At 73.6% G+C, this 24926-nt stretch carries 24 protein-coding genes; 11 read left to right on the top strand and 13 right to left on the bottom strand.

All coding sequences use genetic code 11. The features are described 5' to 3' along the window. Positions 1 to 114: 114 nt before the first annotated feature. The 5 genes from ACGF5C_RS23670 to ACGF5C_RS23650 all read right to left on the bottom strand — a co-directional run bounded on the left by ACGF5C_RS23670 (position 115) and on the right by ACGF5C_RS23650 (position 5790). A complete protein-coding gene (locus tag ACGF5C_RS23670; RefSeq protein ID WP_393304853.1) occupies positions 115 to 777 on the bottom strand; it encodes a DUF5701 family protein in 663 nt (220 codons plus the stop codon). 270 nt (positions 778 to 1047) lie between these two features. After that, on the bottom strand, positions 1048 to 1809 hold the full coding sequence (locus ACGF5C_RS23665) for a LytTR family DNA-binding domain-containing protein (protein WP_350682550.1): 762 nt from the start codon (positions 1807 to 1809) through the stop codon (positions 1048 to 1050). A gap of 17 nt (positions 1810 to 1826) precedes the next feature. Beyond that, positions 1827 to 3053: a sensor histidine kinase gene (locus ACGF5C_RS23660; RefSeq protein WP_393304852.1), complete on the bottom strand. Its 1227-nt coding sequence runs from the start codon at positions 3051 to 3053 to the stop codon at positions 1827 to 1829. A gap of 39 nt (positions 3054 to 3092) precedes the next feature. Further along, positions 3093 to 4664, bottom strand: coding sequence for a sugar transferase (locus ACGF5C_RS23655; protein ID WP_393304870.1), 1572 nt, complete (start codon positions 4662 to 4664; stop codon positions 3093 to 3095). Between the two features lie 265 nt (positions 4665 to 4929). Next, entirely contained in the window at positions 4930 to 5790 is an 861-nt protein-coding gene (locus tag ACGF5C_RS23650; RefSeq protein WP_393304850.1) for an Fpg/Nei family DNA glycosylase, read from the bottom strand. A gap of 24 nt (positions 5791 to 5814) precedes the next feature. On the opposite strand from ACGF5C_RS23650, the gene ACGF5C_RS23645 reads away from it, so the two are divergent. Continuing rightward, positions 5815 to 7116 carry a glycosyltransferase gene (locus ACGF5C_RS23645; protein WP_393304848.1) on the top strand — a complete coding sequence of 434 codons (1302 nt, stop codon included), beginning with the start codon at positions 5815 to 5817 and terminating at the stop codon, positions 7114 to 7116. A gap of 437 nt (positions 7117 to 7553) precedes the next feature. Here ACGF5C_RS23645 and ACGF5C_RS23640 read toward each other — a convergent pair whose 3' ends face one another. The 5 genes from ACGF5C_RS23640 to ACGF5C_RS23620 all read right to left on the bottom strand — a co-directional run bounded on the left by ACGF5C_RS23640 (position 7554) and on the right by ACGF5C_RS23620 (position 11330). Continuing rightward, positions 7554 to 8276: a CDP-alcohol phosphatidyltransferase family protein gene (locus ACGF5C_RS23640; RefSeq protein ID WP_393304846.1), complete on the bottom strand. Its 723-nt coding sequence runs from the start codon at positions 8274 to 8276 to the stop codon at positions 7554 to 7556. After that, positions 8251 to 9318 (bottom strand): iron-containing alcohol dehydrogenase family protein, encoded by a 1068-nt coding sequence (locus ACGF5C_RS23635; protein ID WP_393304844.1) that lies wholly within the window; start codon positions 9316 to 9318, stop codon positions 8251 to 8253. Before ACGF5C_RS23635 ends, ACGF5C_RS23640 begins: the two co-directional genes overlap by 26 nt. Continuing rightward, positions 9306 to 10037 carry a sugar phosphate nucleotidyltransferase gene (locus tag ACGF5C_RS23630; RefSeq protein WP_393304842.1) on the bottom strand — a complete coding sequence of 244 codons (732 nt, stop codon included), beginning with the start codon at positions 10035 to 10037 and terminating at the stop codon, positions 9306 to 9308. Before ACGF5C_RS23630 ends, ACGF5C_RS23635 begins: the two co-directional genes overlap by 13 nt. Positions 10038 to 10116: 79 nt before the next feature. Then, entirely contained in the window at positions 10117 to 10884 is a 768-nt protein-coding gene (locus tag ACGF5C_RS23625; RefSeq protein ID WP_393304840.1) for a hypothetical protein, read from the bottom strand. Next, on the bottom strand, positions 10881 to 11330 hold the full coding sequence (locus ACGF5C_RS23620) for an NUDIX domain-containing protein (protein WP_350682518.1): 450 nt from the start codon (positions 11328 to 11330) through the stop codon (positions 10881 to 10883). Before ACGF5C_RS23620 ends, ACGF5C_RS23625 begins: the two co-directional genes overlap by 4 nt. Before the next feature lie 115 nt (positions 11331 to 11445). On the opposite strand from ACGF5C_RS23620, the gene ACGF5C_RS23615 reads away from it, so the two are divergent. From ACGF5C_RS23615 to corA, 3 genes are all read left to right on the top strand, one after another. After that, a complete protein-coding gene (locus tag ACGF5C_RS23615; RefSeq protein WP_393304839.1) occupies positions 11446 to 11838 on the top strand; it encodes a cyclic nucleotide-binding/CBS domain-containing protein in 393 nt (130 codons plus the stop codon). 263 nt (positions 11839 to 12101) lie between these two features. Next, positions 12102 to 13196 (top strand): PLP-dependent aminotransferase family protein, encoded by a 1095-nt coding sequence (locus ACGF5C_RS23610; RefSeq protein WP_393304837.1) that lies wholly within the window; start codon positions 12102 to 12104, stop codon positions 13194 to 13196. Positions 13197 to 13544: 348 nt separating this feature from the next. Continuing rightward, entirely contained in the window at positions 13545 to 14693 is a 1149-nt protein-coding gene (gene corA, locus ACGF5C_RS23605; protein WP_393304835.1) for a magnesium/cobalt transporter CorA, read from the top strand. Positions 14694 to 14765: 72 nt separating this feature from the next. Here corA and ACGF5C_RS23600 read toward each other — a convergent pair whose 3' ends face one another. Continuing rightward, complete coding sequence (locus ACGF5C_RS23600) at positions 14766 to 15578, bottom strand: hypothetical protein (protein ID WP_393304834.1); 813 nt, start codon at positions 15576 to 15578, stop codon at positions 14766 to 14768. 84 nt (positions 15579 to 15662) lie between these two features. Here ACGF5C_RS23600 and ACGF5C_RS23595 point away from each other — a divergent pair, with 84 nt between their 5' ends. Together ACGF5C_RS23595 and ACGF5C_RS23590 are read left to right on the top strand one after the other, a co-directional pair. Further along, complete coding sequence (locus ACGF5C_RS23595) at positions 15663 to 16193, top strand: peptidylprolyl isomerase (protein ID WP_393304832.1); 531 nt, start codon at positions 15663 to 15665, stop codon at positions 16191 to 16193. Between the two features lie 94 nt (positions 16194 to 16287). Beyond that, a complete protein-coding gene (locus tag ACGF5C_RS23590) occupies positions 16288 to 17202 on the top strand; it encodes a rhomboid family intramembrane serine protease (protein ID WP_357450545.1) in 915 nt (304 codons plus the stop codon). 96 nt (positions 17203 to 17298) lie between these two features. On the opposite strand, the gene ACGF5C_RS23585 is transcribed toward ACGF5C_RS23590, so the two are convergent. Next, the gene (locus ACGF5C_RS23585) at positions 17299 to 17730 is read right to left on the bottom strand and encodes a PH domain-containing protein (protein WP_393304830.1); all 432 of its coding nucleotides are present in this window, start codon (positions 17728 to 17730) and stop codon (positions 17299 to 17301) included. 89 nt (positions 17731 to 17819) lie between these two features. Here ACGF5C_RS23585 and ACGF5C_RS23580 point away from each other — a divergent pair, with 89 nt between their 5' ends. Continuing rightward, the gene (locus tag ACGF5C_RS23580; RefSeq protein ID WP_393304828.1) at positions 17820 to 18992 is read left to right on the top strand and encodes a thiolase family protein; all 1173 of its coding nucleotides are present in this window, start codon (positions 17820 to 17822) and stop codon (positions 18990 to 18992) included. Between the two features lie 25 nt (positions 18993 to 19017). On the opposite strand, the gene ACGF5C_RS23575 is transcribed toward ACGF5C_RS23580, so the two are convergent. Beyond that, a complete protein-coding gene (locus tag ACGF5C_RS23575; protein WP_393304826.1) occupies positions 19018 to 19671 on the bottom strand; it encodes a class I SAM-dependent methyltransferase in 654 nt (217 codons plus the stop codon). A gap of 143 nt (positions 19672 to 19814) precedes the next feature. Here ACGF5C_RS23575 and ACGF5C_RS23570 point away from each other — a divergent pair, with 143 nt between their 5' ends. The 4 genes from ACGF5C_RS23570 to ACGF5C_RS23555 all read left to right on the top strand — a co-directional run bounded on the left by ACGF5C_RS23570 (position 19815) and on the right by ACGF5C_RS23555 (position 24875). Continuing rightward, complete coding sequence (locus ACGF5C_RS23570; RefSeq protein ID WP_393304824.1) at positions 19815 to 20816, top strand: phosphotransferase; 1002 nt, start codon at positions 19815 to 19817, stop codon at positions 20814 to 20816. A 187-nt stretch (positions 20817 to 21003) separates the two neighbouring features. Then, positions 21004 to 22602 carry a glycoside hydrolase domain-containing protein gene (locus ACGF5C_RS23565; RefSeq protein ID WP_393304823.1) on the top strand — a complete coding sequence of 533 codons (1599 nt, stop codon included), beginning with the start codon at positions 21004 to 21006 and terminating at the stop codon, positions 22600 to 22602. 20 nt (positions 22603 to 22622) lie between these two features. Next, positions 22623 to 24233, top strand: coding sequence for a glycoside hydrolase domain-containing protein (locus ACGF5C_RS23560; protein WP_393304821.1), 1611 nt, complete (start codon positions 22623 to 22625; stop codon positions 24231 to 24233). Positions 24234 to 24362: 129 nt separating this feature from the next. After that, entirely contained in the window at positions 24363 to 24875 is a 513-nt protein-coding gene (locus tag ACGF5C_RS23555; RefSeq protein WP_357698312.1) for a hypothetical protein, read from the top strand. Positions 24876 to 24926 lie beyond the last annotated feature (51 nt).

Raw genomic sequence — 24926 nt, 5'->3', positions numbered from 1 at the left:
CCCGCGGGCGGCCCCGCGGCCGCCCGGCGCCCCGGGTGCCGCCCCCCCCGGCCCCCCCCGGGGGCGGGGGGGGGGGGGGGGGGGGCCCCCCCCCCGCCCCCCCCCCCGCGACGCTCACTCCAGGCCGATCCGCTCCGGGCGGGCGGCGGCGGAGCCGAGCCAGGTGTGCGGGTTGCCGTACCAGCACCAGCCGAGCTTCGGCGCGCCCTGGCTGATCCAGATCGCCGGCACCCGCTTGTCGCCGCAGCGGGAGCCGACCAGCGAGAAGCACTTGTTCTTCGCCAGCGCCTCCGGGTGCAGGGTGACGAAGGCGAGCCCCTCGTCGATGGAGAGCGGCAGCCGGTCCTGGCCGGTGATCACCTCCATCGCGGCGGCGGGCGCCAGGTTCAGCGTCTCCTCGCCCCGGTCGACGTCGAAGAGGAGGTACGCCGGCCCGGCCGGCACCTCCAGTTCCTTGATCGGGTCGAACTTCGGCAGGTCACCCTCGGCGTAGTGCCGGTCGACGATGCCCGGCTTCCGCTTGCCGGCCAGGGTGGTCAGCGCGACGCGCGCCTCCACCGGCACCAGGTCGCGGGTGATCACCAGCAGGAACGGCACGCGCCCCTCGGTCGGCGCGGGCAGGCCGGCCGCCCCGGCGACGGCCGCCGCGCGCAGCGGGGCGACGAGGGCACGGAAGGCGTCCTCGGTCAGTTCGGCCAGGGCCGGGTAGCCCAGCTCCACCAGGCGGTCGAGCTGGCGGTCGAAGTCGGTCGCGGCGTCGAACAAGGCGGCCTCCATGTCTCGTACGGAGTACCGTACAGCGTACGTCGAGTCGGTCCTATTCCCGTGCGGCGAGATGATTTCGGGACCAGATCGACCCGGAGCCCCGGCGGGACGGGCCGGAACAGGTGCGCTGTCGAGCTGCCCCACGTTGAGACCGGCCCAGTGGCGTCCCGCCCGGTCCCATGGATGGGGCAGCTCGACAGCGGCCGGTGGCGATTGCCCCAGGAGCGCGGCCGGAGGGAGCCACAGCGATGCGTCACAGCGGCGCCCCGGCGCCGGGGCGGGTCAGCGGTTCCAGTCCTGCTTAGCCGCGCGGACCAGCTTGTCCTTCAGCTCGCGGGTGTGCCGGCGGCTGACGGGCAGCTCGGCCGAGTCGACCACCACGACGTAGCCGGAGTTGACCAGCCGCAGCTCGGCGATCAGCTTGAGTTGCACCAGGTACGACCGGTGGATCCGGACGAACCCGGCATCCGCCCAGCGCTCGGCCAGGGTCGCCAGCGACACCCGGACCAGGTGCGAGCCGTCGGCGGTGTGCAGCCGGGCGTAGTCGCCCTGCGCCTCCACCCAGCGCACCGCCGAGCGGGGCAGCATCCGGGTGGTGCCGGCCAGCTCGATCGGAATGGTCGGATCCTCCTCCGCCCGGGCCAGGGCCGCCGGGTGCGACGGGACCACCCGGGAGCCGATGACCCGGCGCAGCGACTCGGCGAGGCGCTCGGCGCGTACCGGCTTGCGGACGTAGTCGGTGGCGCCCAGGTCGAACGCGTCCACCGCCCCGTCGTCGTACGCGGTGACGAAGACGATCGCCGGTGGGCGGGCGAAGCGGCGCAGCACCCGGGCCAGCTCCATACCGTCCAGCCCGGGCATCCGGATGTCGAGGAAGACCACGTCCACGTCGCCGTCGCGGAGCACCCGCAGCGCCTCGGTGGCGTCCCCCGCCGTGTGCAGCCGGGCCACCCGGGGGTCGGCCCGCAGGTGGTACGCCAGCTCGTCCAGCGCCGGCGGCTCGTCGTCGACCGCCAGCACCCGGAGGAAACCGGACGGGTTCACCCCGCCGGTCCGGTCGGTCACGAGCCCGCCCGTACGCCGGGGTGGAACTTCGGCACCCGCATGCTCACCTTCGTACCGGAACCGAGGCCCGTCTCGACGACGAGGCCGAAGCCGTCCCCGAAGACCGAGCGGAGCCGCTCGTCGACATTGGAGAGGCCGACGTGCTGGCCCGGGTCGTCGCCCGGGTCCCCGGTGGCGCCGGCCAGCTCGGCGATGCCGGCGGTCAGCGCGGTCGGATCCATCCCCACTCCGTCGTCCTCCACCGTTATGTGACATTCCGTGCCCGCGTCCCGGGCCTCGATGCTCACCATGCCCGTGCCCGGCTTGCGGGACAACCCGTGCCGGACGGCGTTCTCGACCAGCGGTTGCAGGCACAGGAACGGCAGGGTAACGGGCAGCACCTCGGGGGCGATCTGGAGGCGCACCTGAAGTCGGTCGCCGAACCGGGCCCGCTCGATGGTCAGGTAGCGGTCGATCGAGCGCAGCTCCTCGGCCAGCGTGGTGAACTCGCCGTGCGCCCGGAACGAGTACCGGGTGAACTCGGCGAACTCCAGGATCAGCTCCCGGGCCCGGTCGGGGTCAGTGCGCACGAACGAGCCGATCGCGGTCAGCGCGTTGTAGATGAAGTGCGGGCTGATCTGGGCGCGCAGGGCGCGCACCTCGGCGCGGGCCAGCCGCTCCCGGGAGGAGTCCAGCTCGGCCAGGGCGAGCTGGTTGCCGGCCCAGTGCGCCGTCTCCAGGGTGGCCTGCACCAGGCCGGGCTCCGGCTGGCCGCCGGCGACCGCGACCAGCGCGCCGACCGTGCGCCCGTCGGCGCCGGTCAGCGGGGCGACCACCGCGCCGCGCACCGGGCAGTCCACCCGGTCGCAGTGCAGCTCCGAGTCGCCGAGCACGGTCGAGCGGCCCGTCGCCACGGCCCGCCGGGCCGCCGCGACCAGTTGGTCGTCGTGGTGCCCGCCCCGCCCGTCCAGGGCGAGCAGCGTGTCCCGGTCCGTCAGCGCCAGCCCGGCCGCCCCCACCAGGGCCCGCAGGTGGCGTACGGCCTTCGCCGCGTTGGCCGCGCCCAGGCCGGCGCGCAGCGGCTCGGCGGCCAGCCCGGCGGTGTGCAACACCTCGTAGGTGGCCCGCTGGGTGGCCGTGGCGATGCCCCGCCGCCCGCGCAGCCGGACCACCGCGAACAGGGCCGCGGCCAGCGCGGTGACCAGCGAGACGACGCCGAAGACGGCCGAGAGGTTGCCACCCACGCAGCGATCCTGGCCCCTGTCGGCCCGCTCGCCAAGGGGTCAGTACGCGCCCTTGCGGGCGAGCACCACCCCGACCGTGCGCCACAGGATGCTCAGGTCGTACGCCAGCGACCAGTTGTCGACGTAGTAGAGGTCGAGCCGGACCGCCTCGTCCCAGGACAGGTCGGAGCGGCCGGAGACCTGCCACAGCCCGGTCATGCCCGGCCGGACCAGCAGGCGCCGGCGCACGTCGCCGAGGAAGTCGCCGTCGTCGGCAGGCAGCGGGCGCGGCCCGACCAGCGACATCTCGCCCTTGAGCACGTTGATCAGCTGGGGCAGCTCGTCCAGCGACGAGGCCCGCAGGAAGCGGCCCACCGGGAAGACCCGCGGGTCCTGCTTCATCTTGAACAGCATGCCGTCGGTCTCGTTCTGGTCGACCAGGCTGGCCAGCCGGTCCTCCGCGTCCACGTACATGGTGCGGAACTTCCAGACCCGGAAGGTGCGGCCCTCGTGGCCGACCCGGGGCTGGCGGAAGAACACCGGGCCGGGGTCGGAGAGGCGGATCGAGATCCCGATGGCCACGAAGACCGGGACCAGCAGCAGCAGGCCCAGCCCGGCGGCCACCCGGTCCATCAGGTTCTTGGCGAGCAGCGCCGGCCCGGACAGGGTCGGCTCCTCGACGTGCAGCAGCGGCAGGCCCTCGATCGGCCGGATGTGCACCCGGGGGCCGGCGATGTCGGTGAGCTGCGGGGCGACGACCAGGTCGACGCCGGAGCCCTCCAGCTGCCAGGCCAGCCGGCGCAGCTCGCCCGGTTCGGCGCTGGCCGAGCCGCAGACCGCGATCGTGTCGCCGCCCACCTCGCGGACGAGGGCGAGGACATCCCGGCCCGCGTACACCGGGACCGGGGTCTCGATGCCCTTGGCGGCCGCGTAGCCGTCGGTGACGTGGATGGCGACCGGCACCAGCCCGGCGGCCGGGTTTCGGGTGACCGCGGTGTAGACCTCCAGGCACTCCGGCAGGGTGCCGACCAGCACCATCCGGTGGCCGGCCTGGCCGATGTTGCGCCGGACCACGTGCAGCACGAAGCGGCAGAGCATCCGGTTCAGCAGGATCAGCAGCAGCGCGGCGAGCAGGGCGGTGCCGACCGTGTAACGGGACAGGTCGGTCTTGGTGGCGAAGGCGAGGAAGGACACCGTCGCCGTGACGGCCACGCCGGCCCGGATGACCCGCTTGTACTCGTCCGGCCCGAGGCCCAGGTAGCGCCGGTCGTAGGCCCGGTTGGCCCAGAGGATGACCACCCAGCCGAGCGGCAGCAGCACGAACGCCACCGTGTGGAACCACGTCGGATCCTGCTCGGCGTTGTAGAAGCCCGCCCGGGACTGGTCGAACGTCTCGATGGCGATCAGGCTGGCGACCGCGGCGGCCGCGAAGTCGAGCAGCAGCAGGAGGGTGATGTAGGGGCGGTGCCAGCGCGACACCCGGCGGCGGGCCCGGGCCCACGCGGACCGGGGCACGCCGTTGGGGGACGGCGACGCCGGCGGCTGGATCTCGAAGCTGTCGACGTGCCGCACGAGTTTGCTCCGGCCTGTGTTGGTTACCGGGCGCTGGAGGCTTGTCGTCACCTCACCCATGTCCTCCCGCATGACACGTGCCGCTCACTCGCCGTGAGGGCCCGGGTCGCCCACCGTCCCAGTCTCCCACGCGGTGCCGACCCGTACGCCGACCCGAGGGACATTGCGCCGGTGTGGTGCCGCCTGGCGTCTGGCCGGCTCCGCGCCATTTCAGAAGCCGGGGACCGAGCCACTATACCGATGGATTGCGGCCCCGGTAGGGCTCCGACTCCGACCTTCGGAACGAGAGGGCCGATTCCTCTCCGTAGTTGGGCAGTGTCGTCACTCACCGTACGAGCCGGGACAACCGACGGTCAGCGAGGGGCTTGCCGCCGGTCTGACAGGTGGCGCAGTACTGGAGGCTGGAGTCGGCGAACGAGACCTCGCGGACGGCGTCGCCGCAGACCGGACACGGCTGCCCGGTCCGGGCGTGCACCTTCAGGCCCAAGCGCTTCTCGCCCTTCAGCTCGGCCGCCTTCTGCCCGACCGACCGGCGCACCGCGTCGCCGAGCACCTCCCGGGTGGCCGCGTGCAGGGCCGTGAGCTGGTCGTCGGTCAGCCGGTGGGTCAGCGCGAACGGCGACAGCTTCGCCGCGTGCAGGATCTCGTCGGAGTACGCGTTGCCGACGCCGGCCAGCACCGTCTGGTCGGTGAGCACCCCCTTGACCTGGCCCTTGCGGCTGCGCATCCGCTCGGCGAAGGTGGCCGGGTCGGCGGCGAGGGCGTCGGGGCCGAGCCGGGCCACCCCGGGCACCGTCGCCGGGTCCGTCACCAGGTAGACGGCGAGGCTCTTCTGGGTGCCGGCCTCGGTCAGGTCGAAGCCGGAGCCGTCGTCGAGGCGTACCCGCAGGGCGACCGGGCCCTTGCCGGGGCGCAGCGGGGCGGCGGACGGGAACGCCTCCCGGTAGTGCAGCCAGCCCGCCCGGGCCAGGTGCACCACCACGTGCAGATCGCCGTCGAGCACCACGTCGAGGAACTTGCCGTGCCGGCGAGCGTCCACCACGGCCCGCCCGGCCGCAGCGGTCGGCGCCGGGTCGTACGTCTTCAGGGCGCTGATCGCGGCGACCTCGACCCGGTCGACGCGCCGCCCCACCGCGCGCTCGCGCAGGTAACCCGCGAGCGCCTCAACCTCCGGTAGTTCGGGCACCAGCCAACGGTAGCCTTCTTTCCCGTGAGAATCGTGGTGGCGCACAACCGGTACCGGGAAGCCCAGCCGTCCGGTGAGAACACGATCGTCGACGCGGAGATCGCCCAACTGACGGCGGCCGGCGTCGAGGTGCTGCCGTTCATCCGTAGCTCGGACGAGATCCCGACGATGCCGAAGTCGGCCAAGGCGCTGCTGCCGATCTCCCCCATCTGGGCGCCCCGCGCGCAGGAGGACCTGAGTCGGCTGATCACCGAGCACCGGCCGGACGTGCTGCACCTGCACAACCCGTACCCCCTGATCTCGCCCTGGGTGGTGCGGACGGCGCACCGGCACGGCGTGCCGGTGGTGCAGACGGTGCACAACTACCGGCAGGTCTGCTCCTCCGGGCTCTACTTCCGGGACGGGATGATCTGCCAGGACTGCCGGGGCCGGGCCCTGGGCGTGCCGGCGATCGTGCACCGCTGCTACCGGGGCTCGCGTGCGCAGAGCGCGCTGATGGCGACCACGCTGGCCGTGCACCGTGGCACGTGGCGCTCGGTGGACCGGTTCGTCGCGCTCACCTCGGCGGTCGCCGACCACCTGCGCGACTACGGCATCCCCGCCGAGCGGATCGTGGTCAAGCCGAACGCGATCCCCGACCCGGGCCGCCCCGCCCCGCTGGGCGACGGGTTCCTGTTCATGGGCCGGCTCTCGCCGGAGAAGGGGCTGGACCTGCTCCTGGACGCCTGGCGGCGACACCCCGACGGGGCGCTCGGCCCGCTGCGCATCGCGGGCGACGGCGAGCTGCGCCCGCTGGTGGAGGCAGCGGCCGCGGACCGGGCGGACGTGACCTTCCTCGGGCCGCTGGACCGGGCGGGGGTGCGCGCCGCGCTGGAGGCGAGCGCGGTGGTGATGGCCACCTCGACCTGGCACGACGTGCTGCCCACCGTGATCATCGAGGCGCTCGCCGCCGGCCGCCCGGTGCTCGGCACCGCGCTCGGCGGCATCCCCTACCTGGTCGGGGCGGACGCGTCCCGCGAGCCCGCCGGCACCGGGCCGGCCGCCGTCGCCTCCGCCGTGCCCCCCGTGCCTTCCGCACCCGCTGCGTCCGGCGCGTCCGGCATGCCTGGCGTGCCCGGCGGGATCGTGGCGGGCGAGGCAGGTTGGGTGGCGCCGCCGGAGGCGGCCGCCCTGGCCGCCGCGTTGCCGGTGGCCGCCGCCGGGACAGCGGCGATCGCGCCCGCCGCCCGGCTGCGCTACGAGCGGACCTTCCACCCCGACGTGGTCACCAGGCAGCTCATCGACATCTACGCCGGCGTGATGCGGCGTTCTCCTTCAGCTCGGTGATCTCCACCGCCCGCTGCCGGGACTCCGGCCGGTCATTGAACGGATCCCACTGCCACCACGCACTGTGACAATCCGACTCGAGAAGCGCCGATATCACGGACGGTAGTCAAAACCGGCTGGCGTCGGAGCGCGAAATTCGTCCGCTCCGACGCGATGCCCACCGACCAGCGCTTTCTTCCTCCCGCTTGCCGGAGGCGGAACACCTCTCCAGCTCCCTTTGCTCTGCAGCTGTATACGCACCGGTTACAGAGGGTGGCTGGCGCGTATGTGGGTGCAGAGCAAAGGGGCCGAGGCGGGTGGTCGCGGGTGGCCGCGAAACGCCGATACCGGCCACCGAGAGTCACGATGCCTGCGACCGTCGTCCGCGCCGACCCGCGCCGGTCGCTGGTCGCGCCGGTCGCCGGTTGCTGGTCGCGCTGGTCGCGCTGGTCGCCGGCTCAGCGCAGCGAGGCGCGGGCGGAGAAGGCGATGCTGGCGAGCAGGAAGCCGCCGTTGACGATCGTGAAGGCGACCATCACCCAGAGGGCGAGGGCGGGGGCGAACATCAGCACCAGACCGGCGGCGAAGATCACCGCGCCGTAGTCGCGGACCAGCTTCACCAGGCGTACGGGCAGCGAGGTGGAGGTGACCATGCTGGCCGCGTTCGGGCCGGCCTGCATCACCGAGGTGACCAGGTTGACCATCCAGGTGCCGGCGAAGATCGCGACGAGCCAGCTCGGCGTCGACGGCTCCTGCGCCACCGCGGTCGCCGCCAGCGCGGCGACCAGGGCGATCTGGGCGGCCACGTCGGCGAGCACGTCGACCCGGGCGCCGGCCGCGCTGCCCTGCCCGGTCACCCGGGCGAGCTGACCGTCGGCGCAGTCCAGGGAGTACGCGACCTGCCAGCCCACGAGGGCGAGCAGCCCGACCGCCCAGGCCGGCACCTCGCCGGCGGCGACCCGACCGGCGAGCGCGACCACGGTGACCGAGGTGGCCAGGCCGAGCACCAGGTTGGTGATGGTCAGCGCGGTCGGGCGCAGCCCGAGGCGCTGGGCGACGAGCGCGAAGACCGCGCCCAGCCACTGGCTGATCGATTCGCTGAACAGGCCGCCACCCCGGTTCACCCGGTGGAAGTCGGCGACGGTGGGACGGGGCTCAGCCAAGGTGGTCGCGGATTGCACCGGCGTAGTCTGCCAGCCGTTGCCGCGTCTCGGTAGGCGACATCGCCAGGTGTTCCAGGATGGTGTACCGGTCCGGCCGGGTGGTCGGTGCGAACTGCACCGCATCGACGAACTGCTCGTCGGTGAGCCCGACCTCGGCCGGGAGCCGGGGCAGGTTGTGCCGGGTCAGGCAGGCCGACATCTCCTCGAAGCGCCGCTGGTCGCCGCGGAGCCAGGTGCAGAACAACGCTCCGAGCCCCGCGAGTTCGCCGTGCGAGGCGGTGCCGGGAAAGAGCGCGTCGACGGCGTGCATGATCTCGTGGCAGCCGCCGCTGGACGGCCGGCTGGTGCCGCAGACCGCCATCGCCAGACCGCTGGAGATCAGCGCCTCGGCGAGCACGGTGACGAACGCGTCGTCGGTCATGTCGCCGGGGTGGGCGAGTACCGCCTCGGCGCCCATTCGGGCCAGTGAGGCGGCCAGGCCGTCCACCGGCTCGCCCCGGACCTGCCGGGCCAGCTCCCAGTCGGCCAGCGCGCTGATGTTGCTCACCACGTCGCCGATGCCGGCGCGGTTGTGCCGTTCCGGGCCGCTCTCCACGAAGTCCAGGTCGACGATCACCGCGATCGGGATGTGCACGCCGTAGGAGCCCTTGATCCCGTCGGTGATCAGGCTCGCCACCGGGGAGGCGATCCCGTCGTTGGCGAGGCTGGTGGCCACCGAGACCATCGGCAGGCCACGGCGGGTGGCGGCGTACTTGGCGACGTCGATCGTCTTGCCGCCGCCGATGCCGACCACCGCGTCGTAGGACCGGGCGCGGAGCTTGCTGCCCAGGTCGTCGGCGGAGTCGAGGGTGGCACCCGCGACGGTGAACACGTCCGCCGACCGCAGCGACGGCCGGATCAGCTCGGCGATCCGCTCGCCCTGACCTGGGCCGACCACCACCGCGACGTCCCCGCCGGACGAGATCCGTCCGTCGGCCAGGATCGATGCCAGGTCGGCGACCGCCCCACGCCGCACGTCGATGTGCAGCGGGGTCAGCACCGTACGGGCTAGTAGCGGCACGCGATCTCCCGGGCCCGGGCCAGGTCGGCGTGGTTGTCGACCTCGACCCAGGAGACGTCCCCGATCGGGGCGGCCCGCACCTCGCCGCCGCGGTCGGCGAACTCCTGGTAGCCGTCCTCGTAGTAGAGGTTCGGGTCGCGCCGCCAGGTCGCCTCCAGCGCGTCGGCCAGCGCGTCGGCCACCTGCGGCTCGATCAGCGTCGCGCCGATGTACTCCCCGTACGCCTCGCCCGGATCCATGATCTTGGTGATCCGGGTGAGCTGGCCGGCCGCGTCGAAGGTGGTCTTCATCTCCTCCTCGGCGAGCGCCTTGATCGTGTCGATCGCCAGCAGGATGCCCGGGCCGCGCTCGGCCAGCAGGGTCTTCTCCACGCTCACCGGGTGCACGGTGTCGCCGTTGACCAGCAGTACGCCCCGGGCGAAGTGCTCCCGGGCCAGCCAGAGCGAGTACGCGTTGTTCCACTCCTCGGCCTTGTCGTTGTGCACCAGGGTCAGCGTGACGCCGTACCGCTTCTCCAGGTCGGCCTGCCGCTCGCGGACCGCGTCGGCCGCGTAGCCGACCACGATCACGATCTCGGTGAGCCCCACCTCGGCCAGGTTCCGCAGCGCGATGTCCAGGATGGTGGTGTCACCGTCCACCGGCACCAGCGCCTTCGGCAGGGTGTCGGTGTACGGGCGCAGCCGGCGCCCCGCCCCGGCCGCGAGCACCATCCCGATCATTGAGGCGTCCTCCCTCGTACGACTCCCGGTCACCGCTGGAGGATAGCGCCGCGTGACGGCGTCGCTGTCGCCAACCGGGTCAGGCGGGCAGCGCCGCCAGGTCCGCCAGCATCGCCAGCCGCTCCTCGGCGGTCAGCACGGCGTACGGGCCGGCGGCCCGCCGGTCGGTCTCCAGCTCGATGGCGAGCTGCTCCGGCCCGGGTGGCAGGGCGGCGACGCTCGCCGCGGTGTGCCCGGCGGCGGTCCAGGCGGCGGCGTGCGCGTCGGCCCGGTGGTAACGCAGCGTGCCCAGCCGGTTGAGCAGCAGCACGCCGGGCGGGGTGCCGTCCGGCTCGTACGGCGGCGCCATCGCGGCGAACGCGGCGCTGTCGTCGGCGTCCTCCTCGGCGAGCACCAGCGCGTACGCGAGCACCCGGCCGAGCGCCTCCACCAGCCGGAGCACGCGGTTGCCGTGCCCGGCCCAGAGTTCCTCGGTCACCTCGGCGTGCACCTGCCAGATCCCGGCGAGGAAGGCCAGCCCGCGTTCGGTGGCGGAGAGCCCGCCGTCGGGGCTGCGGTGGATCATCCCGTACGCCACCTGCTTGTCCAGGGCCCGCCGGCAGTCGGCCGGGTCCCGGTAGCGGGTGACCGCCGCGAACCCGGCTTCGTCGACCGTCCCGCCGGGCGCCGCGAGGCGGGTGCGGAACTCCAACAGGAAGCCGGTGGCCGCCGGCCCGCCGTACCGCTGGCTCAGCTCCGCGCCGCCACCGTCGCGGCCGGCCAGCATGCTGGCGACGAAGGCCCGGTCGACCGCCGGGGCGACCAGGCCGGCGAACCGGTGCGGCGCCAGCTCGACGGTGTCGTTCACAGACCGATCGAACGCAGGGCGGCGAAGGCTTCCTCCGCGATCCGCCGGATCAGGCCGTCGTTGACGTCGCGGTGCTCGTCGAGCAGGTCGACCTCGTCGGCGGCGAGCCACCGGAACTCGGTGTGCTTGCCCGCCTCCAGCGTCGGCCGGGCGAGGTCGCCGTCGACCCGGACCAGCCAGTCGCTCTCGATCCGCTCCAGCCCGTCGTCGGCGACGTAGCGGTACTCCCCGACGTGGCCGAGCACGTGCGACACCGTCCAGCCGGTCTCCTCGGTGACCTCCCGGCGCAGCGCGTCGTCCACGTCCTCGCCCGGTTCCAGGTGGCCGCCGACGATGTCCCAGCAATTGGGAAAGATGCGCCGGTCGGGAGACCGTCGCTGGACGAAGAGGCGGCCCTCGTCGTCGACGATCAGCGCGCCGGCGCAGCGTAGAGGCTCGGTGGACACGCCACGACAGTAGCGAGCGGTCGGGCGTCTCGGCGATGCCCGGTCTTGTCCCGGCAACATCCGGAGCGGACCATGTTCCCTACCGGATGCCACCGTCCCACAGGGGTGATGCGTGATGCAGGTACGGGAAGCGATGTCCAGCGAGGTCCTCGTGGTCGGCCCGGAGCACACGCTCCGTCAGGCGGCCCGGATGATGTCGGCCCGCGGCGTCGGGTCGGCGGTCGTGATCGATCCCGACTCCGAGGGGGTCGGCATCATGACCGAACGTGACGTGCTCAACGCCATCGGCGCCGGCCTGGACTGCGACGTCGAGCGGACGGGTGCCCACCTCACCTGGGACGTGGTCTACGCCGGGCCGGAGTGGACGGTGGAGGAGGCCGCCGCCGCGATGGCCCGGGGCGGCTTCCGGCACCTGGTGGTGCTCGACGGGCGCGAGGTGGCCGGGGTGATCTCCGTACGCGACATCATGCGGGTCTGGGCGGCCAGCCGGATGGTCGACGCGAGCTGAGCGGCCAAGCCGGCGCGGGTCGTCCGGGTGCGGCGCGGGAAGGTCTCGGCCTGGCGGTCCTACTTCGACTGGGGTCAGCTCATCGCGGCGGCTCGGGCTGCACGTGGACGGGCTTTCCCGCGAGGCGCAGCACGACCCGCTCGGCCTTCCGGTCTGATCTGCCGCCGACCGGTTGACGCAGGTCACCCGTCCCGGTGGCTCAGGATGCGGACATCGCCGTGCCGTCGGCGCGCACCCCACCGCCTTCCGTACGCTGAACAGCCATGACCGCCGAGCAGCTGATCTCCTTCGCCCGTGGCGCTCCCTCGCTGGACATCGTCGATGTCGAGGGGCTCAAGGCCGCCGCCGTCCGCGCGTTCGACGCCGACCCCGCCGGGGTGACGGCGTACGGCACCTCCGTCGGCTACCTTCCGCTACGGAAGTGGATCGCCGAGAAGCACGGGGTCTCGGCCGACCAGGTGCTCATCACCAACGGGTCGTTGCAGGCCGACGCGTTCCTCTTCGACCACCTGGTCCGCCCCGGCGACGCGGTGGTGGTGGAGCGCCCGACGTACGACCGGACCCTGCTCAACCTCCAGCGGATGGGCGGCGAGCTGCACGGCGTCTCCATCCAGCCGGACGGCCTCGACACCGCCGAGCTGCGCAAGCTGCTGGAGTCCGGGGTGCGCCCCCGGCTCGCGCACGTCATCCCGAACTACCAGAACCCGGCCGGCGTGACGCTGAGCCTGGAGAAGCGCCGTGAGCTGCTCGACCTCGCCGCCGAGTACGAGTTCACGATCTTCGAGGACGACCCGTACGCCGACATCCGGTTCCGGGGCGAGGCGCTGCCGTCGATGCTCTCGCTCGACACCCGCAACGTCGTGGTGCACGCCTCCAGCTTCACCAAGACGGTCTGCCCGGGGGTGCGGGTCGGCTACCTGGTCGGCCCGGCGGACCTGATCGGCGACATCGCGAAGAAGGCGACCAGCCTCTACATCTCGCCCGGCATGGTCTCCGAGGCGATCGTGCACCAGTTCTGCGTCTCCGGCGACATCGAGCGCTCGATCGAGACGGTGCGCGCCGCGCTCGGCGAGCGGGCCCGGGTGCTGGCCGAGTCGCTGCGCCGACACATCCCCGAGGCCCGGTTCGTGGAGCCGGACGGCGGCTACTTCCTCTGGGCCGAGTTGCCCGAGGACGTCGAGGTCGACAGGCTCGCCCCGGCCGCCGCCGAGCGCGGGGTCGCCGTGGTCAAGGGCAGCGACTTCGTGGTCGACGGCGGGCGGCACGCCCTGCGGCTGGCGTACTCGGCGGTGACCGCCGACCGGATCGACGAGGGCGTCCGGCGGCTGGCGGAGGCCATGGCGGCCGTACGGGGCTGATTTCTGTCGGATTTCTGACAGTGCGGCAATACGGGCCGTCCCGGGGCTCCCGCCGGGGCGGCCGGTGGCCCACAATGCTGCGAGCGTCACTCACGTAACGCAACTCACCGTCCGGCGCCGGCCCATGTCGCGCCCGACGACGAGCCCGACCGGCCCCCGCCGGGCGGCACGCGGAGCGACGCGAGCAGCACAACCCCCGCCCCCAAGGGTGCCGGGTGGGCCGTGTCGTCCCCTCACCCCCCGATGCGGCCCGGCCCGCCCGGTGCCACCACGGTCGATCGTCACCGCCCGTGACCGTCGACGGCGGCGTACCCTGCTAGCCGCGGCAGCGCGTGGGGAGGGGGCGTGATGACGGACCGGGGGCAGCGGGGGCGGACGGCCTCGCCGAACGGCGGGCGGATGCTCAGGCCCCGGGACTGGGCGGCGCCCGTGCGGGCGATGACCCGCCGGCTCAACCCCGACGGCCTCCAGGGCCCCCCGACGCCGGCCGGCCCGCAGCGCAGCGCGGTGGTCGACTGCGCCCTCTACGTCGACGGCCGGCGGCAGCCCGGCGACTGGCGGTACGCCGACGCGCTCGCCGCGGCCCGCCGCGAGGAGAACGGCTTCGTCTGGCTCGGCCTGCACGAACCGGAGCTGGCCGAGATGACCGCCATCGCCGCCACCTACGGCCTGCACGAGCTGGCCGTCGAGGACGCGGTCAAGGCGCAGCAGCGCCCCAAGCTGGAGCAGTTCGGCGAGGTCAGCTTCCTGGTGCTGCGGACCGCGCGCTACTGCGAGCACGCCGAGCTGACCGAGAACTCCGAGGTCGTCGAGACGGGCCAGGTGATGCTCTTCATCGGGCCGAACTTCCTGATCAGCGTCCGGCACGGGGACGCCTGCCGGCTGGCCCCCGTCCGGGCCGACCTGGAGACGAAGCAGGACCTGCTGCTCCACGGCCCCTGGTCGGTGGCGTACGCGGTGACCGACCGGGTGGTGGACATCTACCTGGAGGTCGCCGACCGGCTGGAGGACGACCTCGACACGCTGGAGGTCGAGGTGTTCGACCGCCAGTCGAGCGGCCGGATCCAGCGGATCTACCAGATGAAGCGGGAACTGGTGGAGTTCAAGCGGGCGGTGACGCCGCTGCAACGCCCGCTGATGACGCTCACCGCGCAGCTGAACCGGGACGTGCCCGACGAGATCCGCCGCTACTTCCGCGACGTGCAGGACCACCTCAGCCGCACCGTCGAGCAGGTCAACTCCTACGACGACCTGCTCAACTCCATCCTCCAGGCCCGGCTGGCCCAGGTCACGGTCGACCAGAACAACGACATGCGCAAGATCGCCGCGTGGGCGGCCATCGCCGCCGTCTGGACCGCCATCGCCGGCATCTACGGCATGAACTTCGACGTCATGCCGGAGCTGCGGATGACGTACGGCTATCCGGTCGTGCTGGCCCTCATGCTCGCGATCTCGCTGGCCCTCTACCGCTGGTTCCGCCGCAACGGCTGGCTCTGACCGGGGGACGCGGAAGCGCCGGCGGCGCGGGGTGATCCGCTCTGCCGGCGCTTTCCGGGGACTTCGGGGGCGTCAGCGACGCCCGTTGGTCTTGGCGCCCTTGCCCAGCGCCTCGGTCAGGTTGTCCGCCGGGCGGCCCGACACGTTCTTGGCGCCCTCGGCCACCGACGGGACCTTGTCCGTCGCGTGGACCGTCGGCTGCGTGCCGGGGGCGGTGGTGGAGGCGGTGTCGCCGCCGGCCGCCGCCGAGCTGCCGGCACCGGTCGGCCTGCCGGCCACGCCCGGGCCGCTCGACAGCGTCGAGGCGTCGGTGACAGGGGTCCGGATCTCCATGGTCTCGACCTCGTCGCGCATCGGTTCCAGCGTGCGGGTCGGGTCGTACTCGGCCCACTCCTGCTGCTCGCGGCGGCGACGCATCGCCATCGCGGCGACGCCGGCCACCGCGCCGGCCGCGAGGAGACCGGTCAACATGGACCTGCCGCGCCGTGTGTTCTTCTTCCGGGAAGCCTTCATGTTCTTCGCCTTGACCTTCCTGGTGACCGCGGCCTGCTTGGCTGCGGCGGCCTTCCTGCCGGTGACCGTCTTGCCCGCCGCCTCGGCCTGGGCCTTGCGGACGGCCAGGGCCAGCGGCGCGAGCGCGGCGACCGTGGACGCGAGACCGCTGGACGCGCGGTCGCGCACGATGACGGCGGTCGGCGCGACGGCGCCCCGGGCCGCCTGGACCCGCGGGCCGACGGTGGCGCCGGCGCCCTTCGCGGCGTACGTCGCGGCCTGCCTCAGGTGACCGAGGCCCTGGTTCAGCTCCGCCTTGGCCAGCTGCCCCTGGGTCTTACGCCGCCCGATTCCAAACACGGTCCCACCTCCTGGGAGTTGTTCCTTCGTCATCCTCCACCTTCGGATGCCTCCGCACTGCCAGATCGGGCACATGGGAGGATCCGCATGGAACTGACCAACGAGTGAGGAGTACCCGTGGCCGAGGCTGTCTACGCCACCTTGCACACCAACGCTGGCCCGATCCGGCTGGAGCTCTTCCCCAACCACGCGCCGAAGACCGTCAAGAACTTCGTCGACCTGGCCGAGGGCAACCGCGAATACACCGACCCGCGCACGGGCCAGCCGGGCAGTGGGCCGTACTACGACGGCACCATCTCGCACCGGGTGATCAGTGGCTTCATGATCCAGATGGGCGACCCGACGGGCACCGGCCGCGGTGGCCCGGGGTACAAGTTCGGCGACGAGTTCCACCCGGAGCTGCGCTTCGACCGGCCGTACCTGCTGGCCATGGCGAACGCCGGGCCGGGCACGAACGGCTCGCAGTTCTTCATCACCGTCTCGCCGACGCCGCACCTGAACAACCGGCACACCATCTTCGGTCAGGTGGCCGACGAGCAGTCCGCGAAGGTGGTCGACTCGATCGCCAACACCCCGACCGGCCCGAACGACCGGCCGCTGCAGGACGTCGTCATCGAGCGGGTCGAGATCGAGCGTTCCGCTGCCTGAGCCGTCCGCGAGGTACCTTTGCCCACATGACTGAGCGCTCCGAAGGTCGGGACCGGTTGGCGGGCCGCGCGGCCCGCGTCGGCGGGCGGGCGCGGTGAGCGAGTCGCCGCCGGTCACCCCGGTCTGCTACCGGCACCCCGGCCGGGAGACGTACGTCCGGTGCACCCGCTGTGACCGGCCGATCTGCCCGGACTGCATGCGGGAGGCGTCGGTCGGGTTCCAGTGCCCGGAGTGCGTGGCGGAGGGACGTCGTAGCGTGCGGCCGGCGCGCACCGTCTTCGGTGGCGGTGCCGCCGGCCGGCACGGGTACGTCACCAAGGCGCTGATCGCGCTGAACGTGCTGCTGATGCTGCTCTCCATCGCCTCGGACCGGGGCGGGGACGCGGCGGTCGGCGGCTCCGGCTTCGGCGGCCTGATGGGCGGCAGCACCCCGCTGACCGACTGGGGCGCGGTGCTCGGCGGCGCGATCTTCCCCGACGGCACGGTCGGCGGCATCGCCGAGGGCGAGTGGTACCGCCTGGTCACCGCGATGTTCCTGCACTACGGCGTGGTCCACCTGCTACTGAACATGTGGGCGCTGTGGGTGCTGGGCCGGTCGCTGGAGGCCAGTCTCGGGCCGCTGCGGTTCGGCGTGCTCTATCTCGTCTCCGGGCTGGGCGGGAACGTCGCCGCGTACCTGTTCAGCGAGCAGAACCAGCTCACCGCCGGCGCGTCCACGTCGATCTTCGGCCTCTTCGCCGCGCTGGTGGTCATCGAACGCAGGATGGGGCGGGACATCTCCCAGGTGCTCCCCATCCTGGTGATCAACCTGGTCTTCACGTTCACCGTGCCCGGCATCTCGATCCCCGGGCACCTGGGCGGGCTGGTGGTCGGCGGGCTGGTGGCGCTCGTGTTCGCGTACGCCCCACGGTCCCGGCGGACGCTGGTGCAGTTCGCCGGCGGCGCGGTGGTCGTGGCGGCGCTGCTCGGCCTGGCGCTGATCCGCACCGCCGTCATCCTCGGCGGCTGACCGTCCGCCCGGTCGTGCCGCGGGACCGAGCGGGCCGTGCGGCGGGCCGGCTACGGCCAGCCCGCCCCGCCGGACGCCGCGGCGGCTGACCGCCGCTCAGCGCGGGCGGGCCTCGTGCAGGGCCTCGGCCACGTCGGCGGGCTCGGCGCCGAGGTCGAGGCGGCCGAAGAGGTGCAGCGACTCCCCGGCGTCGATCTCCAGCACCTCGCTGGTCAGGCCCAGCCGGGCGCGGCGGTCCACGGTGACCCGCTCGACGGCCGACCAGGGCAGCCGGCGGCGACCCGCGAAGCCCTGGACGACGGTGACCCCCTCCGGGTCGACCGCCAGCCGGACCGGCGTCACCAGGTCGCGCGCCGCCCAGCCGGCCAGCGCGGTGGCCGCGACCACGGCCAGCCCCAACTGGACCGGGTCGCCCTCGTCGAGGAGCAGCGCGAGCGCGAGCAGCGCGACCGCGCCGGCCAGCTTGAGTGCCGGCAGGGTGGCCGGCACCCGCCACTGGTGGACGGCCGGGGACGGGTCTGGGCGCATCCGTCCAGGATGCCAGCGCACCCCGGGGGAGGACGGCGGCCCGCCCAGGACGTAGTATCGGTGGCAGCCGAAGTTACCGGGGAGTAGTCATGAGTGACGCAGTCATCGTCGGCGCGGTACGCACCCCGGTGGGGCGGCGCAAGGGCAGCCTGGCCCCCGTGCACCCGGTCGACCTCTCGGCGCACGTGCTGCGCGCCCTCGCCGAGCGCACCGGGATCGACCCTGCCCAGGTCGACGACGTGGTCTGGGGCTGCGTCTCCCAGGTCGGCGACCAGTCGTGGAACATCGCCCGCAACGGCGTGCTGGCCGCGGGCTGGCCCGAGTCGGTGCCCGGCACCACGCTCGACCGGCAGTGCGGCTCCAGCCAGCAGGCCCTGCACTTCGCCGCCGCCACCGTGCTCTCCGGCCAGGCCGACCTGGTGGTCGCCGGCGGCGTCGAGTCGATGACCCGGGTGGCCATGGGTTCCAGCGGGGCCGGCGGGATGCCCTTCAGCGAGCAGCTCCGCGACCGGTACCGGGGCGTCGAGGGCTTCGCCGAGGACGCGCCGCTGCCGTTCAACCAGGGCGTCGGGGCGGAGCTGATCGCCGCGCGCTGGCGCTTCTCCCGGGCCCAGCTCGACGAGTTCGCCCTCGCCAGCCACGAGAAGGCGGCCGCCGCGCAGGACGCCGGCGCCTTCGACGCCGAGATCACCCCGGTCGCCCTGGCCGACGGCGGCAAGTTCGCCGCCGACGAGGGCATCCGGCGGGACACCTCGCTGGAGAAGCTCGGCGAGCTGGCCACCCCGTTCCGCCCCGACGGCGTCGTCACCGCCGGCTCCGCGTCGCAGATCTCCGACGGCGCGGCGGCGCTCGCCGTCACCACCGGCGAGTGGGCCAGCCGGCACGGCCTGCGCCCGCTGGCCCGGATCCACACCGCCGTGGTCGCCGCCGACGACCCGGTCACCATGCTCACCGCGCCCATCCCGGCCACCGCGAAGGCGCTGCGCCGCGCGGGGCTGGGCATCGAGGAGATCGGGGTGTACGAGGTGAACGAGGCGTTCGCCCCGGTGCCGCTGGCCTGGCTGGCGGAGACCGAGGCGGACGCGGAACGGCTCAACCCGCGCGGCGGCGCGATCGCCCTCGGCCACCCGCTCGGCGCCTCCGGCGCCCGGATCATGACCACCATGCTCGCCCACATGCGGGACAACAACATCCGCTACGGCCTCCAGACCATGTGCGAGGGCGGCGGCATGGCCAACGCCACCATCGTCGAGCTGCTCTGAGGGCACCCCCCCCGACGGGAAGGGGCTACGCCCCGGCAGGCTTGCGCGCCAACACGAAGCCCTGCGGGGTCTTCTCCGTGCCCTCGGCCTCCTTCACGACCGTGGTCCACAGGTCGAACCCGGCCTCGCGTACCAGCGCGGCCACCTCGTCCGGTCGCTGCCGGTACCAGTCGACGCAGATCGGCCTGCCGAAAGCCTCGTCGAGGTGGAAGCGTTCGTCGCCGACCTGGAAGGCGAGCATGAGCTGCCCGCCCGGCGCGAGCACGCGGTGGAACTCGGCGAAGACCTCGGGCCGCCGCTCCCAGGGGACGTGGATGACCGAGTAGTAGGCGAGCAGCCCGCCGAGGGAGGCGTCCGGCAGCTCCAGGGCGAGCATCGAGCCCACCTCGAACCGCAGCCGCGGGTACGTCTCCCGGGCCAGCGCGACCATTCCGGGCGACAGGTCGATGCCGAACGCGTCGAGTCCCAGCCGGTGCAGCAGGATCGTGACGCGGCCGGGCCCGCAGCCGACGTCGGCGACGGGGCCGTTGCCGCCGGCCTGCACCGCCTCGGCGAAGGCGGCCAGCAGCGCGCGGTCGAGGGGCCTGCCGTCCATGTCCGTACGAAGCCACTCGGTGTAGTCGGCGGCCATGGTGTCGTAGGAGTCGCGGGTGGCGGCGAGGAACGAGGCGTCCGGCATGGCGGTGAAGGATAGCCGTCCCCGCCGACGGCGGCGACGAGCATCGCCGGGACCGGCCGGGGCGCGTCGATCGCCGCTGGCCACGGGGTGCGCCGGGGATAAGGTGTCGCCCCGGCGCCAGTGACGGGGCTACATTCCGCGGCGTGACCACTGCCTCCACGCCGTACGCCGACTGGGCCGACCCGCACTGGCGGGACACCGCGCTCGGCTGGGTCGGCGACCAGCTCGGCCGGCACGGCCGGCGGGTCGTCGGGCCGGTCGAGCCCCGGGTCCGGCCGTGGTCCCTCGTCTGGCGGGTGCCCACCGACGCCGGGGACGCCTGGTTCAAGGCGAACAACCCGGGCACCCGGCACGAGGCGGCGCTGCTGGCCGCGCTGGCCCGGCTCGCCCCGGGGCGGGTGCTCGACCCGATCGCGGTCGACGCCGACCGCGGCTGGTCGCTGCTGCCCGACGGGGGCCGCTCGCTGCGCGACACGCTGGGCGGCGACCGCGACCTGCTGGCCCGCTGGGAGCAGGTCCTGCCGGAGTACGCCGACCTCCAGCGCACGGTCGCGCCCCGGGCCGGCGAGCTGCTCGCGCTCGGGGTGCCCGACCACCGGCCGGAGGTGCTGCCGGAGCTGTTCGAGGCGCTGCTGGACGACGAGGAGTCGCTGCTGCTGGGGGCGGAGGACGGGCTCGACGTCGAGGCGTACGGGCGGTTGCGCGCCCATCGGGACACCTTCGCCGAGCACTGCCGGCGGCTGGCCGACTCGGGCGTCGCGCCCAGCATCCAGCACGACGACCTGCACGACGGCAACGTCTTCGTCGCCGACGACGGGCACCGGTTCTTCGACTGGGGGGACGCCTCGGTCGCCCACCCGTTCGGCACCCTGCTCGTCACGCTGAACTCGGTCGCGGACGCCTTCGAGCTGCCCGCCGGCGACCCAACGCTGGCGCGGCTGCGGGACGCGTACCTGGAGCCGTGGTCGGACCGGCACGACCGGGCCACGCTGCGCGAGGTGGCCCGGCTGGCCGTCCGCGTCACCCGGGTGAGCCGGTCGCTCTCCTGGCGCCGGGCGCTCATGACGCGCGACCCGGCCCGGGCGCAGTACGCCTCCGCGGTGCCCGGCTGGCTGACGGAGCTGTTCGAGCCCGACCCGGTCTGAACCCGGACGGGCGGCGCGCGGCCCCGCCCAGCAGGCGCGAGGGGCCGCCCGCGGCACCCCTGGTTTGTTCGGTGCCGGTCACGACCTCGACAGGAGCCGTCGACTGTGGTCAGAATCAGCGGGCCGGCGGCGCGAGTGACGCGTCCGGCCGCCGGCTGTCGGACTCACGGGGACAGATCGGGGAAACGTGCAATCCACACTCTCGCCGGCCGGGCTGCGCCGGGCCGCCCGCCGGACCGTGGCCCTCGCCGCCACCACCGTCGTCGGCGCCGGCCTCGCGCTGACGGCCGTCACCAGCCCGGCCCACGCCGCCGTGCCGCCGCAGCCCGGCACCTACACCGGCCTCGGCTTCGACGCCTGCACCGCGCCGACCAGCGCCCAGATGCAGGCGTGGCGCGAGCACTCACCGTACCGGGCGGTCGTCATCTACTTCGGCGGCAGCAGCCGGGGCTGCGCACAGCCCGCGCTGACCCCTGAGTGGGTCGCGGAGCAGACGGCGGAGGGCTGGCACCTCGTCCCGATGTACGTCGGCCTCCAGGCTCCCTGCCTGCCGACCAGCCGGCCGCGCATCGACCCGGCGCAGGCGGCGGCGCAGGGCCAGTCCGAGGCCGACGACGCCGTGGCGCGGGCGGTGGAACTCGGCCTGCCCCGGGAGAGCGTCCTCTTCTACGACATGGAGGACTACGACGGCGGCGACGCCGCCTGCACCACCGCGGTCCTCACCTTCATGAGCGCGTGGACCGCCCGGCTGCACGACCAGGGCTACCTCTCGGGCTTCTACAGCAGCGTGGCCCGTGGCGTCGCCGACCAGGTCGCCGCCTACGACACGCCCGGCTACGTGCGTCCGGACTACCTCGACTTCGCGCGCTGGGACAACGAGGCCACGGTCGAGGACCCGACCATCCCGGCCAGCTACTGGATGCCGAAGCGACGGATGAAGCAGCACGTGGGCCCGCACGACGAGACGTGGGGCGGGGTCACCATCAACATCGACGGCGACTACCTCGACGTCGCCCCGCTGCCGGCGACCCGGTTCGGCGACTTCACCGGCAACGGCTGGGCGGACCTCGGCTACCAGGAGCCGGCCACCGGCCGGCTGTACGTCTACGGCGGCAACGGCACCACGCTGAGCGGCCGGATCACGCTGGGCGCCGGCTGGAACGGCATGGACACGATCATCCGGGCCGGCAACTTCGACCGGGACGGCGGCGAGGACGTGATCGCCCGCGAGCCGGCCACCGGCTATCTGTGGCTCTACCCGGGCACCGGGTCGGGGATCAGCGGCCGGATCAACCTTGGCGCGGGGTGGAACAGCGTCCGGGAGATCACGCCTATCGGCGACTACAACCGCGACGGCTTCCAGGACCTGCTGGCGGTGCAGAGCTCCACCGGCGCGCTCTACCTGTATCCCGGCACGGGAGGCAGCGCGTTCACCAGCCGCGTCCTGCTCGGCTCCGGCTGGAACACGGTGGACGAGCTGAACGGCGGCGGCGACTTCAACAACGACGGCTACCCCGACGTGGTCGCGCGGGAGAAGAGCACCGGTGACCTCTACCTGTACCCGGGTCGTGCCGGCGCGCCCAACACCCGTACCAAGGTCGGTGCCGGCTGGAACACCATGCGCGACCTCGTCCAGCTCGGCGACTTCGACCGGGACGGCCGGCCGGACATGGTGGCCGTGCAGAAGTCGACCGGCTACGTCTACCGGTACCGCTGGCTCGGCACCGCCTGGGCGGCGCCCATCCGGCTCGGCACCGGGTTCGGCTCCATGACCCCGCTGCTCTGAGCGGCCAGGATCGAGGACTCGTGACGTTCCGTTCGGCTCTGCCCGCCGGGCTGCGGCGTTCCGCCCGGCGGGCCCTCGCCGCGACGGCGGCCACCGTGCTCGCCGCCGGCGCCGCCCTGACCGGCACCGCCGGGCCCGCGCGGGCCGCCGGCTACCCCGGGCCGCACCCGGGCGCGTTCACCGGCCTGGGCTTCGACACCTGCACCGCGCCGTCGAACGCGGCCATGAACGCGTGGCTCGCCTCGCCGTACCGGGCGGTGGGCATCTACATCGGGGGGAACGGCCGGGCCTGCGCCCAGCCGAACCTGACCCGGGAGTGGGTGACCACGCAGGCGGCGGCGGGCTGGCGCTTCTTCCCGCTCTACGTCGGGCCGCAGGCGCCCTGCCGCAGCACCAGCAAGCCGCGGATCGACCCGGCGCAGGCCGCCGCGCAGGGACGGGCCGCCGCCGACGACGCCGCGGCGCGCGCCCGCGACCTGGGGCTCACCCGAGAGAGCACCGTCTTCTACAACATGGAGAAGTACCCGGCGGGCGACGCGGCCTGCACGGCGGCGGTGCAGACCTTCACCCACGCCTGGACCATCCGGCTGCACGACCACGGCTACTTCTCCGGCTTCTACACCGACGTGGCCTCCGGCGGCCTCGCCGACCAGGTCTCCGCGTACGAGCGGGCCGGCCACGGCCGGCCGGACTACCTGGACTTCGCCCGGTGGGACGGCGTGCAGACGGTGGCGGACGAGGCGCTGCCCGAGTCGTACTGGATGCCGAAGCAGCGGATGAAGCAGTACCGGGGCGACCACCACGAGACCTGGGGCGGGGTGACCATCAACATCGACAGCAACCACCTCGACGTCGCCCCGCTGCCCGCCACCCGGTTCGGCGACTTCACCGGCAACGGCTGGGCCGACCTCGGCTACCGCGAGCCGGCCACCGGCCGGCTGTACGTCTACGGCGGCAACGGCGCCACGCTGAGCGGGCGGGTCTCGCTCGGCGCGGGCTGGAACGGGATGGACGCGATCGTCCGGGCGGGCAACTTCGACCGGGCCGGCGGCGAGGACCTGCTGGCCCGCGAGAAGTCGACCGGCTACCTGTGGTTCTACCCGGGCAACGGCACCGGCGTGACCACCCGGGTCAGGGTCGGCAGCGGCTGGAACGGCATGCGCGAGATCACCCCCGTCGGCGACTGGAACGGCGACGGCTTCCAGGACATCGCGGCGGTGCAGACCTCCACCGGCGTGCTCTGGCTCTATCCGGGCAAGGGCACCGGCTTCGGCAGCCGGGTCGCCCTCGGCGGCGCGGGCTGGAACGGGCTCGACGAGCTGACCGGCGGCGCCGACTTCACCGGTGACGGGCGCCTCGACGTGCTCGCCCGGGACACGACCACGGGCCGCCTGCACGTCCACCCGGGCGGCCCGGACGGCCTCCTCGGCGCCCGGCTCGACGCGGGCGCCGGCTGGGGCGGCATGCGCGACCTCGTCCAGCTCGGCGACTTCGACCGGGACGGCCGGCCCGACCTGGTCGCGGTCCAGAAGTCGACCGGCAACGTGCTGCGGTACCGCTGGAGCGGCGGCGGATGGCTCGCCCCGACCCGGCTGGGCAGCGGTTTCGGCGCGATGCAGCCGTTGCTCTGACGCGTACTTCCGGGCCCGTCCGGCGCGACGGGCCCGGAAGTCGGACAGGCGGTGCGACGCGCGGGTGTGGAAGTTCTGCAATTTGCGCGTGACCCACGTCACCCTCCGACTCCCGTCGTTGGGCAGGGCATGGACGTCTTCTCCCGAACGTTCCTCCCGGCCGCCTCCGAGGCCGGACTGGCGATGCAGACCGTCAGCCGGCACATGCCGGTCTTCCGCCGCTGCGTCGGCTCCGGCGACGCCACCATCCTGGTCACCCGGTGCAGCCGGCCGGACCGCCCGATGGCCGGTGAGTACCTTTTCCTGCTGACCCACCGGCGGCTGGTCGTCACCCAGCAGACCCGGGTCCTGCACCGGCTGCGCCTGCACCTCAACACCGAGCTGCGGGAACTCAGCAACGTCACCTGGAGCCCGGACCCGCGCCTGCACTCGGTCGAGCTGGCGGCCACCGCGATCGACGGGGTCCGCGAGCGGTTCCTCATCCACACCCGGCACCCGAAGCAGGTGTGGCAGCTCGACGCGCTGCTCAACCACGCCTTCCGGACCCGGCTGCGGGCGCCCCGGGAGCGGCTCGTCGCCACCATCGGCGAGGCGCCGGCGGTCGCGCGACCCGCCGCGTTCCGGCCGGCCGTGGTGCGCTGACCGCCTTCTTACCGAACCCGAACATCCGCTGACCCGCCCAGCGCCGCCGCG

The organism is Micromonospora sp. NPDC047620 (genome assembly GCF_043205005.1).
Lineage (GTDB): Bacteria > Actinomycetota > Actinomycetes > Mycobacteriales > Micromonosporaceae > Micromonospora.
The sequence above is the reverse complement of the archived record's forward strand: the minus strand, read 5'-3'. Positions and strand labels throughout refer to the sequence as shown.

Coding starts and splice junctions, on each gene's coding strand:
- ACGF5C_RS23580 (WP_393304828.1), top strand. CDS start 17,820: ATGAGTGACGCAGTCATCGTCGGCGCGGTACGCACCCCGGTGGGGCGG.
- ACGF5C_RS23615 (WP_393304839.1), top strand. CDS start 11,446: ATGCAGGTACGGGAAGCGATGTCCAGCGAGGTCCTCGTGGTCGGCCCG.
- ACGF5C_RS23610 (WP_393304837.1), top strand. CDS start 12,102: ATGACCGCCGAGCAGCTGATCTCCTTCGCCCGTGGCGCTCCCTCGCTG.
- ACGF5C_RS23585 (WP_393304830.1), bottom strand. CDS start 17,730: ATGCGCCCAGACCCGTCCCCGGCCGTCCACCAGTGGCGGGTGCCGGCC.
- ACGF5C_RS23655 (WP_393304870.1), bottom strand. CDS start 4,664: ATGGGTGAGGTGACGACAAGCCTCCAGCGCCCGGTAACCAACACAGGC.
- ACGF5C_RS23600 (WP_393304834.1), bottom strand. CDS start 15,578: ATGACGAAGGAACAACTCCCAGGAGGTGGGACCGTGTTTGGAATCGGG.
- ACGF5C_RS23575 (WP_393304826.1), bottom strand. CDS start 19,671: ATGCCGGACGCCTCGTTCCTCGCCGCCACCCGCGACTCCTACGACACC.
- ACGF5C_RS23555 (WP_357698312.1), top strand. CDS start 24,363: ATGGACGTCTTCTCCCGAACGTTCCTCCCGGCCGCCTCCGAGGCCGGA.
- ACGF5C_RS23670 (WP_393304853.1), bottom strand. CDS start 777: ATGGAGGCCGCCTTGTTCGACGCCGCGACCGACTTCGACCGCCAGCTC.
- corA (WP_393304835.1), top strand. CDS start 13,545: ATGACGGACCGGGGGCAGCGGGGGCGGACGGCCTCGCCGAACGGCGGG.
- ACGF5C_RS23630 (WP_393304842.1), bottom strand. CDS start 10,037: ATGATCGGGATGGTGCTCGCGGCCGGGGCGGGGCGCCGGCTGCGCCCG.